General features: G+C 61.5%; 8 protein-coding genes and 2 pseudogenes. 5 read left to right on the forward strand and 5 right to left on the reverse strand.

The window, feature by feature from the left end; translation table 11 throughout:
* The 5 genes and pseudogenes from AC1DLB_RS08875 to AC1DLB_RS08895 all read left to right on the forward strand — a co-directional run.
* Nucleotides 1-1,062 (forward strand): annotated as a pseudogene (locus AC1DLB_RS08875) (hypothetical protein); the annotation flags it as partial.
* Between the two features lie 61 nt (nucleotides 1,063-1,123).
* Nucleotides 1,124-2,041 (forward strand): hypothetical protein, encoded by a 918-nt coding sequence (locus AC1DLB_RS08880; protein WP_028940750.1) that lies wholly within the window; start codon nucleotides 1,124-1,126, stop codon nucleotides 2,039-2,041.
* Nucleotides 2,042-2,060: 19 nt separating this feature from the next.
* Nucleotides 2,061-3,371 carry a hypothetical protein gene (locus AC1DLB_RS08885; protein WP_477743209.1) on the forward strand — a complete coding sequence of 437 codons (1,311 nt, stop codon included), beginning with the start codon at nucleotides 2,061-2,063 and terminating at the stop codon, nucleotides 3,369-3,371.
* A gap of 3 nt (nucleotides 3,372-3,374) precedes the next feature.
* Nucleotides 3,375-5,183 (forward strand): hypothetical protein, encoded by a 1,809-nt coding sequence (locus tag AC1DLB_RS08890; RefSeq protein ID WP_477743210.1) that lies wholly within the window; start codon nucleotides 3,375-3,377, stop codon nucleotides 5,181-5,183.
* Between the two features lie 33 nt (nucleotides 5,184-5,216).
* Nucleotides 5,217-6,272, forward strand: coding sequence for a hypothetical protein (locus AC1DLB_RS08895; protein ID WP_477743211.1), 1,056 nt, complete (start codon nucleotides 5,217-5,219; stop codon nucleotides 6,270-6,272).
* Nucleotides 6,273-6,365: 93 nt separating this feature from the next.
* Here the strand turns inward: AC1DLB_RS08895 and AC1DLB_RS08900 are convergent, their stop codons facing one another.
* From AC1DLB_RS08900 to AC1DLB_RS08920, 5 genes and pseudogenes are all read right to left on the reverse strand, one after another.
* Entirely contained in the window at nucleotides 6,366-7,430 is a 1,065-nt protein-coding gene (locus AC1DLB_RS08900) for a 2,3-butanediol dehydrogenase (RefSeq protein WP_477784885.1), read from the reverse strand.
* Nucleotides 7,431-7,524: 94 nt separating this feature from the next.
* Nucleotides 7,525-8,637 carry an acetoin dehydrogenase dihydrolipoyllysine-residue acetyltransferase subunit gene (locus AC1DLB_RS08905; protein WP_477743212.1) on the reverse strand — a complete coding sequence of 371 codons (1,113 nt, stop codon included), beginning with the start codon at nucleotides 8,635-8,637 and terminating at the stop codon, nucleotides 7,525-7,527.
* Entirely contained in the window at nucleotides 8,634-9,653 is a 1,020-nt protein-coding gene (locus AC1DLB_RS08910) for an alpha-ketoacid dehydrogenase subunit beta (protein WP_018928915.1), read from the reverse strand. Before AC1DLB_RS08910 ends, AC1DLB_RS08905 begins: the two co-directional genes overlap by 4 nt.
* Before the next feature lie 32 nt (nucleotides 9,654-9,685).
* Nucleotides 9,686-10,663 carry a thiamine pyrophosphate-dependent dehydrogenase E1 component subunit alpha gene (locus AC1DLB_RS08915; protein ID WP_477784884.1) on the reverse strand — a complete coding sequence of 326 codons (978 nt, stop codon included), beginning with the start codon at nucleotides 10,661-10,663 and terminating at the stop codon, nucleotides 9,686-9,688.
* Between the two features lie 33 nt (nucleotides 10,664-10,696).
* Nucleotides 10,697-11,303 (reverse strand): annotated as a pseudogene (locus AC1DLB_RS08920) (ATP-NAD kinase); the annotation flags it as partial.

The following is an 11,303-nucleotide window of genomic DNA, read 5'->3' on the forward strand; positions in this document are numbered from 1 at the left end:
GGCCTGTACAGCGCTCCCCAGACCGTCGCCGCCACCCAGCAGACATGGACCGCCGAGGTGATCGAAAGCGGCAGCTTCATCGACGTCGGCGACTACAAGAAGCTGACCATCATGGTGCAGAACRATGGCCAGCCGGCCGCCAACACGACACTGTGGGTGGCCGAGTACAACAACCCCTACATGGTGACCAGCAGCGACTACTACCTGGCATTCAGCAACGCCGCCGACTTCACGCTGTTCTACGACAACCCGGCGGACCGCAGCAAGAACACGGCCGGTCTGCCGCAGTTCACCGACGCACCCTCGGTCGGCCTCTACCGCAGCACTGGCAGCGGCCGCCGACTGACGGACCTGCAGGACGTGCCTGAACCTTCTGGAACCCCAGTCGGTTATCAAGAGTTCCTCACTGTTTCCGGTAAACCGGTCGCGGTGAACCTGCGCCCCTGCCTGACCTTGGACAAGCCCATCGGTCGCACCGGTACGCTGAACGACGAGAAGGGCAACTCCGTCAATTACACCTATGCCGTCATCACCACCAACGCCCAAGGTATCGCTCAGATAGGCTGCAAGGCAGTCGCGCCAGGCTTCCCCACCCTGCGCTTCTTCGTGAAGGAAGGCGATAAGGATCCGACCATCCCCTTCAGCTTCCCGCTCTCCGAGGCCTACGTCGACTTCCTTGCCCCGCTGCGGGTCCTGCCGCTGGACATGAAGTTGCAACAGGACTTCATCGACACCTGGAACGGCATGTGCACCTCCACGCAAGCTCCGGAAGAAATATGGAACACGTTCATCTTTCCAAAGGTGCTGCAGTCGTTCTATTACCTCTACCCCATCATGAACAAGTACATGCCCCTTGATTCACGCACGCGGGTGGAGGGCGCCGTCGACCAGTTACTCATATTGATCAACAAGGACAACCAGGACGAAAGCACCCTGGCCATGCCGATCACCCGAGACCTGTCGCAAAGCCGCCGCGCCGTGCTGCAGCTGTGGGCCAAACGCCTGGTGAAACTCAACTTCCCACCCAGGAAACTCTCCATGAGCGACTACAACGACCTTTGACGTTTCACGCCGGATTACCGGGTGGCGAGTCCGCCACCCGGCACTTCACAGGAGGTGTCCCATGAAAATCATCTTGGACCGGTTGTTGCTGCTGATCCTGCTGCTCAGCCCGCCTGTTTTCGCCCAGGACAGCGAGGCCATCTACTTCAGCATGGGGGTGCACAACAACCTGGGGTGTAACGAAAAGAACGGCAACTGCATCGCCAAGCGTTCCGTGGGCGAGCCTTCCGATCCGTTTTTCCCGGCCTACTGGATCAGCGACTGGACCATGTACCGGGTGATGCACAACTACGAGAAAAACCCGCCGCCCTACAGCAATCCACCCACCACCCTGACCCCGGCGGACTACACCGTCTCTCGCGGCACCAGTTACTACGACACCGCCTACATCCCGCCGGATGGCGACGGCTTCGGCGCGATGATGGAACACTACGAGAAATACTGCCTGCCGATCTTCCCGATCAAGAACAACAACTACACCTGCTCCTTCGTGTCGCTGGGCAACAAGGCCTACTTCCTGACCTATCCCCAGGACCGTCCCAAGGACATGCCGGCCTGCTGCATGTTCTCGCCGATGAACCACCCACCACGGCAGGATTTCATCAAGCACCTGCCCTACAGTGCCGCGCGCAGCCAGAACCTCAATGGCAGCGTGCAAGCCTATGCCCTGGATGTCGACTCGCCACAAGGCCCGATCCTGTTCGGCTACGCCTTCTACAAGAACGTCACGGGACAACCGCCCTACCGGCATCCGCAGTCGTTCTATTTCTCCGGTGATGCCAGCGTCGCCAATGCCCCCATCGTCAGCCAGAACTACACCAACTTCCGCATCGCCAAACCGGACCCGGCCCAGACCTGGGCGCAAGTGGCTGCCATGTGCCCGGCGAATCCACCGCCCTGCCAATTGTTCGAGCCACCGGCGTCACAGAGCAACGGCCAAAAGGCGCAGTGGAACAAGCTCATGCAACGCAAACCCTGAATAACGACGAAGGATCGCCATGAAAACCACATTCCGTTTCTGCGTGATGTTAGTGGGCCTGGCCAGTCTGCCGGCCTTGATCCTGGAGCAGGCCCTGGCCCGAGAACAGGCCATGCCGTCGACGCAGGCCAGTAACCTGAGTTGCCAACCCCCCAGCACCGCGCCGGCCGCCAATGCCAGTCAGGACCAGTTCGATCAATACAGCTGGCAAATGTTCATCGCCTTGAACTGGCCCGCACAGGACGGGCAGCGCGGTGATCCCGACTGCGCCAAACAGCCTGGGGACCCCGGCTACACCGTTTGGCAAACCTACAAGACCGTGGAGGAAATCTTCCTGCCGAAGGGGGCAGATCCTGGCCCGTGGAACACCCCGCAGACCGCCAAAAGCCTGGGCATCATCAACATCGCCGCGCTGAAGAACAGCACCCAGGTGAATGCCGTGGATCAGGCTGTCGGCGGCTGGCTGATCGACCAGGCCGGCAACCCGACCTACTACGACATTTCGGCCAACGAGACGTCCTACGACTACATCGTCAACAACAGCTTCTATAACGCCGATGTCGTTTCCAAAGCCAACAACATTAACTTTCCCAACGGGGTCATCGAGGTCAAGTCGAGCTGGCGCATCCTCACCCCCAACGACAATGCCAGCCACTACCTGACCATGCTGGCGCGCGTAGCCACGTTCAACGACCAGGGCCAGCGCAGCGGTGTCACCGAGGCCTACCTGGGCCTGGTGGGCCTGCACATCATCACCAAGGTCAATGGCTATCCACAGTGGATCTGGTCGACCTTCGAACAGATCGACAACGTTCCGCCCAAGGAACTGGTACACGGTGAGTGGGTCGATCAGCCGACACCCGGCACAACCTACTCCTACTTCAACCCCACCGCGCCCCTCGTCAGCCTCAACCAGTCACCCTGCGACTGGCAGACTCAGGGCGGACAACTGGTCTGCGTGCCCAAACCCGGCACCACGTTCCAGACCCCGAACCCGCTGAACCGGGTCACCCCGATTGCCGAGATCACCAACGGGGTAAACACCAATTACCGCACCAACCCGGACGTGCAAAAAAGCGTGTTGAAGTACTACCAGCTCATCACCACCCAGCGTCCGTTGATGCCGGACAACCCCAGCAATCCACTGGGCCAGCCGACCCCGTCGCTCTCGGCCAACGTGACCATGGAGAGCTACATCCAGCCCAACAGCAGCTGCATGAATTGCCACTCCATGGCGACACCGGTCAAGAGCCCCTACAAGGCCGATTTCTCCTACATGTTCAAATTCGCCAACGCGCCTGTCGGCAAAACCACCAAGGACGAGGAATAGATCATGAGCATTCTCAATGGACCACGCCTGAATTTCTGGGGCGGCATCCGCACGGACGTCAGCCTGCCGAACAACTCCCCCACCATCCCTTACGACGGCAATGATGAATGGCCGCTCTTCGACCTGACCACCTCGACCCTGGCACCGACTGCGCAGTCTTACACCGACGATCAGCTGAACAACATGATCAACGCGCCCGACGGCGACTACTACACCGCTGGCGGCTGGAATCACTATGGGCAGCATGTCGTCGACATGCAGAACGCCTTGATCAGTTCCCAGGGCAATCCGGGCAGCATCAGCACCACCGGCGACATGGTGGGCCAGCCGGTTTATCTGCTCGGCTCGGTGGATCCGGTGACCGGACAAGGCCCCGTCTCCGGCCCGATGATGGTGGACCTGGACCCCACCTCCTCAACGACCACCCAGATATTCGTCGGCGGCCTGCAGATTGGTGGTAACAGCGACATCCAGTTGCTGATTCGCAGTAATACCGTGTGCAGCAGTTTCGACGTGGCGGGACGTGTGCTGTTGCCCGCGAAAATGGATGCGCCGGGATCTTTCCACGCCAGCGGTACGTTTCAACTGACCTTCCCTTTGAGCAGCATCGTCAGCTGGAACCAGAACAGCAGTGGCCTGCGCTCGATCATCCAGGCACCGGGTGCGACCGGCATTGTCCTGCGTTTCGTCATGTTCGAAATGTGCCCCACGATGACCACGGAACAACTGGACGCCGATTATGCCGCCGGCCGATACACCCCCAACCCGAGCATCGGCAGGGTCATCGGTACGCTGGCCCCGGCCTTCGCCGACGAGCCGCTGAACTGCCAGCCGGGCCGGCAACTGGTCAACCAGAGTACGGGGAATGCCGGCTATGCCGACCTGGGCGGCAACGGTTACCTGAGCATCGACATGGTGAACGTCATTCCGAAGCAAACCTTCAGGGCCGTCAGGGACGATATCACCAGCCCTATCGGACCGAACGCGAACTACGGCCCCGTCACCATCACCGCAGGCACCACTGAACTGGCCACCCTGGACCCGACCAACCGCTTTCTATTCGACTACTACGTGTATGGCGGCATCGTCGACCTGCCCCTGACCGCCAACCAGCTACAGGCAGTGCAGACCGCCGCCCTGGCGATCAACGCGCCCGGCAAGGTCGCCGGTACCACGTTGCAAGCCACCGAATCGACCTATCGGGTGTATGCCGATCAGCGCAACGTCTACCTGGAGGACTACCCCAATGGCCTGTCAATCACCTTGCAGGTCAGGTACTTGGGCGGTCCGGTCCCCAAAGCCACCGAAATCGACCTGCAGGCTGCTGCTCCTGCTGTGTACGATGAACCGCAATACTGGGATTTCCTCGATTTTCCTGCATCGCTGACCGTTAACCCTGGCCAGCTCGCGATCAGTTTCCCGGTCACCGTCAAAGCGGGTTCTGCCGCCCAGGCGGGTTTTGTCGCCTTGACCTACACAGCCAATGGCCTTCCAAGCAGTGGCTACTTCACCAGCTTTCGCAAATACGCACAGACCGACTTCGACATCCCCGCGGGCACCCACATCACCTGGGAGCTGATGTACCCGAACGTCCTGCGCTTTCACTACCTGGCCTTCCCCGCCATGTCGCGCTACATCCCGCTCAATCAGCCCGACGCGGTCATGGGCGCCAAGAACCCCATCCTCGCCCGAACTTCGGATGCGTACAAAGGCACCACGCTGTTCATGCCCGTGGTGCGCTCGATGTCGCCCTGCCAGCGGGCGCTGCTCCGGGCTTATCTCACCGGTGAACCGTGGCAACCGCCGCAGTAACCGCATCCATCCGTTATTCATGGAGAGAGCCCTATGCCCATTCCCATTAATATCCCGGCGCGGCCCAGCGAAACCCTGTGCCCGAGCACCATCATCGCCGAAGGCCTGCTGAACCCTCGGGGCATTTGCGTGCAGGCCGATGGCAGCCTGCTGTTGACCGAAGCCGGCTCGGGCCTGCCGGAGCAGCCCTTCAGCGGTCGTATCAGTCGACTGCGACCGGATCCGCACAAGCCCGGCGCCTATCTGCCCGGCGAGATACTGGCGCAAGGTTTTCGCGCCATGAACATGCAGGCCCGCATGCTGCGCGATGAAATCATGGGGCTGTCGGACATCGCCTGCGGTGACGGGCGCTGTCTGGTCAGCCAGACCGATTACGTCGAGGGTTCCAAACTGCTGGACCTGCAATTCACACCGCCCGAACCGGTGTTTCACAGCCGTGGCAATCTGAATGCACTGTGTTACCACCCGACCCGCCGCAGTTGGCTGGCGGTCAAGCCCGATACCAATCAGTTGGTGGAATTCACCAGCGGACAGGACGAACGCGTGCTGGTCCAGTTGCCCGAACTGGAGCAGGGCCAGGAAGCCGTCCCGGTGACCCTGGTTTACGAACCGGTGACCGACGCAGTGCTGATCAGTCTATTTTCCGGAGAGTTGCAGGGCGACCCGACGCGCAAGGGCATCGACTTTGCCGATCAGGCCGGCCAGGTGATTCGGGTCTGGCCTGACAGTGGGCAAGTCGAGCTCCTGATTCGTGGCCTGCAACTGCCCACCGGACTGGCGCTGTGTCCGAAGGGCAACGTGTTGGTGCTGGAGCTCTGCGACCGCCTGCAGCAACCCTTGCCACCCGACTGGAACGGCGAACCGCTGCACGGCGGCTTTACCCGTTTTACCGGGCGACTGCTGAGCTGCAATCTGCAAACCGCCCAGGTCGCCGTGCTCGCCCGCGACCTGGATACCCCTTCCAACTTGTGTCTGCTGGAGGATGCGGTACTGGTGAGCGAAGGCATGGGTTTGACCGGCCGGCCACTGCCCATGCCAGACAACACCGTCGTCCCGTTGAGCGGCAGGCTGCGGCGGGTGCAGCTCTGAAAAGGTGGGCTACAAGTTGCCTGAACATCTCCTGCCCGAATTAGGCAGGAATGTTCAGGCCCGGCCATCATCAATCGCTCTCTTGCAGGTGCCTCAGATTCGAGCGGGTGACACGATGATTTTCACGTTGTGCTCCTTGTTGTTAACCAGTTGCTCAAAGCCCTGCCCGACGATCTGTTCCAGCTGAATACGCCCGGTTATCAGCGGCGTGATGTCCAGCCGACCGTCGGCGATAAAGGCGATCACATCTGCGAACTCCCCGTTATAGGCAAGTGCACCCAGCACCTGTTTTTCGGTGGCGACCAGCTCGAAGAAATTGAACTCGCTGGGCTCCTCGAAGATGCCCACCAATACACACGTGCCGGCCTTGCGGATGAGGTCGATGGCGAGCTTGGCCGTGTGTTTGTTGCCGATGCATTCGAAACTGACATCCGCCCCCAGCCCGCCGGTCAGCCGCCGCACCTCAGCCAACGCATCACACTCATTAGGGTCCAGCACCTGGCTCGCCCCCACCTCCAGGGCCTTGGCCTTGCGCGCTCCCGACATTTCCAGAGCAATGACCTGGGCCGCGCCAGCCGCCTTGGCGCACATGATGGTGCACAGGCCGAYGGTTCCCGCGCCAACCACCACCACATTTTTCCCCAGCAAACTCCCGGCCTTTTTCACCGCGTGCATGCCCACTGCCAGCGGTTCGATCAACGCCCCGGCTTCGGCGGGAAAGTTGGCCGGCAACTTGTAAAGCAGGTTGGCCGGCACGTTGACCAACTCGGCGAACGCGCCATTGTTCATCAGCCCGGTGAACGCCAGGTTCTCGCAAATGTTGTACAGCCCATGGGTGCAGTAATAACAAGTGCCACAGTGCTGACAGGCATCGGCTGCCACCGGTTCGCCCACACTGAACCCCTGGACCCCGGCGCCGATTTCGACGATCTCGCCACAGAACTCATGACCGAGAATGCACTGCCCCTTGATGCCGGTCAGCGGGTGCGGCGCATCCACCGGAATGAATACTGGCCCGGCCACGTATTCATGCAAGTCGGAGCCGCAAATACCGCACCATTGCACGCGAATCTGCACCCAGCCCGCCGGTGGCGAGACGGGCAACGGCACATCTTCGACGCGGATATCGTGACGACCGTGCCAGACAGCGGCACGCATGCTGCGGGTCGGATCAATTGGAAGGCTCATGTTGGAATCTCCTTGAAATCGTTGGCCTTGGCGCCCGGCAAATGGCCGGCCGCCAAGGGAGGCATCAGTGTTGTTGGACAAAGTCCAGAATCAGCCGATTGACCTGCTCGGCCGCTTCCATCTGCACCATGTGCGCCTGACCCGGCAGGATTTCGACCTGAGCAGCCAGGCCAGCGCTGTGGGTCGCAGGAATGATCGCGTCGTCACTGCCCCAGATCAGCAACACCGGTTGCCGGTTTTCTTGCACCACGCCACGCAGATCGAGTTGTTGCCGCCCTTCTTTGAACAGCCCCGCAACCAGCAGGCGCAGGGCCGCATCCACCCCTTCCAGACGCTTGTACTTGAGCATGTCTTCGAGCATCTGCCGATTGACCAGTTCGGGGTCGGAGAACAGTTGCGCCAATTGTGGCTTGAGGGCATTGCGGCTGGCTGCCTCGACAAAACCTCGCAGGTAATCGCCGTTGATTTCCGCACCCAAGCCGGCGCTGCCGATCAAGCTCAGGGAACGCACCCGCTGGGGAGCCAGGCGCGCCGTGTTCAGCGACACCGCCCCGCCCATGGAATGCCCCACCAGATGCGCCACGGGAACATCAAGATGATCGAGCAGAGCCAGCAGCACCCTGCTCAACTCATCCAGATCTCCGTGTTCCAGTTGCTTGGTCGACTCACCATGGCCCGGCAGATCCAGAGCAATCACCCGGCGCCCGGCGGCCAACGCTTCATGATTGAACATCCAGTTATTCAGGTCACCGCCAAACCCGTGCACCAGCACCAACGGCACCCCGCCTTCGCCACGCTCGAAGTAACGGATCAGTCGCCCGTCCAGTTCGACCTTCTGCGGCTTCGGCCCACTGTCTTCCTCGGCACCGTCACCTGGCACGAACGCGGCCTGGAACTGCTCGATCACCGCATCGATCTCGGCCTCGCTGGCTTCGCCGTCGACCACGATGCCGAGCAATGCACCGACCGCGAGGGTTTCATCCTGGCGCGCGATCTGCCGGCGAAGCACACCGGAAAACGGCGCTTCGACACTGCTGGAAATTTTGTCGGTTTCTACGTCGAGCACTTCATCGCCCTTGGCGATCGCCTGGCCCTCCTCCTTGAGCCAGACATCGACCCGGCCTTCGGTCATGGACAAGCCCCACTTGGGCATGGTCAGGGTATGGATCTGGCTCATGAACGCTTGCTCCACTCGATCAGCTTGAGCACGGCGTTTTCGATCTTCGCCGCGTCGGGGATATAGAGGTCTTCCAGAGAGTCGGAGAACGGCACCGGTGTGTGCGGCGCGGTGACCATCTCGATGGGCGCCTTGAGCGAGGCGAACGCTTTTTGCGCCACCAGGGCCGAGATGTCGGTGGCCATGGAACAGCGCGGGTTGGCTTCGTCGATCACCACCAGGCGCCCGGTCTTTTCCACGCTTTCCAGAATGCTGTCTTCGTCCAGCGGGCTGGTGGTGCGCAGGTCGATGACCTCGCAGTCAATCCCCCGCCCTGCCAGGCTGCGGGCTGCATCCATCGCCGTATTGACCGTGCGCCCATAGGAAACCAGGGTCACGTCCTTGCCGTCGCGCAGGAAGTTGGCCTCGCCGAACGGGATGGTATAGAGCTCTTCCGGCACCTCGCCCTGCATGCTGTAGAGCAGTTTGTGTTCGCAGAAGATGACCGGATCGTTGTCGCGGATGGCCTGGATCAACAGGCCCTTGGCGTCATAAGGGGATGACGGGCAGACAACTTTCAGGCCGGGGATGTGGGTCCACAGCGACGTGAGCATTTGCGAGTGTTGGGCGGCGGCCCGCAGGCCCGCGCCGACCATGGTGCGAATCACCAACGGGGTGGAAGCCTTGCCCCCGAACATGTAGCGAAACTTGGCCGCCTGATTGAGGATCTGGTCCAGGCAGCAACCGGCGAAGTCGACGAACATCAACTCACACACCGGGCGCACGCCGCAGGTCGCTGCGCCTACCGCGGCACCGACATAACCCAATTCCGACAGCGGCGTGTCCAGCACGCGGCCGGGAAATTGGTGGTAGAGGCCCTTGGTCACGCCCAATACCCCGCCCCAGGCGTCGTTTTCACCGGGAGCACCGGCACCGCCGGCGACGTCTTCCCCCATGATGAACACGCTGGGGTCGCGACGCATTTCCTGGGCCAGGGCTTCGTTGATTGCCTGCTGATAACTGATTTTTCTCGCCATGATAAAAGTCTCGATTCTTGTTATAGGGGCGTTCAGGGATAGGAAACGTAGACGTCGGTGAGCAGGTCGGCGGCGCTCGGCTTGGGGTCTGACTTGGCCTTGCGCACGGCATTTTCGATCAGCAGGTCCACTTCGCCATCGATCTGGTCCAACTGGCTGGCATCGATCAATCCGGTCCGGGTGGTGCGCTCGCGAAACTGCATCAAGCAGTCGTTGTGTTCGCGGAAATACTTGATCTCGTCCGGTGCCCGATAGGTCTGGGCGTCGCCTTCAAAGTGACCGTAGTAGCGGGTCAGCTTGACCTCGATCAACGACGGTCCTTCACCGGCTCGGGCGCGCGCCACCGCGGCACCGGCGGCTTCGTGAACGGCGAAAAAGTCGAAGCCGTCGACGGTGACCCCAGGCATGCCGAAACCGGCTGCGCGGTCGGCGATGTGATCGCAGGCCACCGACCAGTTGGACGCCGTGGCCTCGGCGTAACCGTTGTTCTCGGCAATGAACAGGCACGGCAGGTTCCACACCGAGGCCATATTCATCGCTTCGAACACGGCCCCTTCGTTGGAACCGCCGTCGCCGAAGAACGCCACGGCGACGCCGTCGGTCCCCTTGAGCCTGGCGRCCAGGGCCGCCCCTACCACCAGCGGTGCACCGGCACCGACGATGCCATTGGCACCGAGCATGCCTTTCTCGAAATCGGCGATGTGCATGGAGCCGCCCTTGCCCTGACAGACTCCGGTTTTCTTACCGTAGATTTCGGCCATCATCCCGTGCACATCAACGCCCTTGGCGATGCAATGACCGTGGCCACGGTGGTTGGAGGCGATGCAGTCGTCATCCCTCAGGTGAGCCATGACACCGGCGGCCGAGGCCTCTTCACCGGCATAAAGATGGACGAAACCGGGAATCTCGCCGGTGGCGAACTCCACGTGCAGGCGCTCTTCAAAGACGCGGATGGTGCGCATCACCCGATAGGCATGCAGCAATTGATCAGCAGTCAGCTGTGTCGACATTTTTATTCTCCAGGGTGTCTTGAGGCTCAAGTTTCAAAGTGCAAGGTTCAAAGGGTGTTGCGGGTGTTCACGACCGATGGCCAGCAGCCGCTCTTGCGCGGCATAGGCCAGCGCCGCATTGACATCGATGCTCAACGGGCCGCCGGAGTCGAGGGTCACGGTGGGCAAGTCATCGGCGTTGAATTCGATTTCCCGTTCGCCATCCAGGGCCAGGGTGCCGCTGCTCAGGCACAGACGATGGGCAACACCGGGTTCAAGGCTGGCGGCCGCGAGCACGCCGCAGCCTTGCAACAGGCCGGGCGCCAGGGGCACCAGCAAGGCTTCGGATGATTGCGGATCAAGGCGCATCCAGGCACCGTTGGGGGCTTGGCGCGAGACCGGAAACCACAAGCCGCAGAGGGCCGAGATGCCAATGGACTGAGGTTCCGCGAAGGTGACAAAGACCTCCGCCAGGTCGATCCCACGGCTGATTGCACGGGCGCCGATGAAGGGCAGCGGGGACACCGCCACGTCCACCAGCGCCACTTCGCACAGGTCGCGGCGCGGAATCCGCACCAGCAGGCGTTTATTGCGACGCAAGGCAATTTCGGGTGGGATCCGGCCGCTGGCGAATAGCCCGCCGGCCAGCCCGGCGCTGGTG

Source organism: Pseudomonas sp. 05N434 (assembly GCF_056396965.1).

Bases quoted from the DNA above. Each gene is read 5' to 3' on its own strand.
- AC1DLB_RS08880 (WP_028940750.1), top strand. From the start codon at position 1,124: ATGAAAATCATCTTGGACCGGTTGTTGCTGCTGATCCTGCTGCTCAGC.
- AC1DLB_RS08910 (WP_018928915.1), bottom strand. From the start codon at position 9,653: ATGGCGAGAAAAATCAGTTATCAGCAGGCAATCAACGAAGCCCTGGCC.
- AC1DLB_RS08905 (WP_477743212.1), bottom strand. From the start codon at position 8,637: ATGAGCCAGATCCATACCCTGACCATGCCCAAGTGGGGCTTGTCCATG.
- AC1DLB_RS08890 (WP_477743210.1), top strand. From the start codon at position 3,375: ATGAGCATTCTCAATGGACCACGCCTGAATTTCTGGGGCGGCATCCGC.
- AC1DLB_RS08895 (WP_477743211.1), top strand. From the start codon at position 5,217: ATGCCCATTCCCATTAATATCCCGGCGCGGCCCAGCGAAACCCTGTGC.
- AC1DLB_RS08885 (WP_477743209.1), top strand. From the start codon at position 2,061: ATGAAAACCACATTCCGTTTCTGCGTGATGTTAGTGGGCCTGGCCAGT.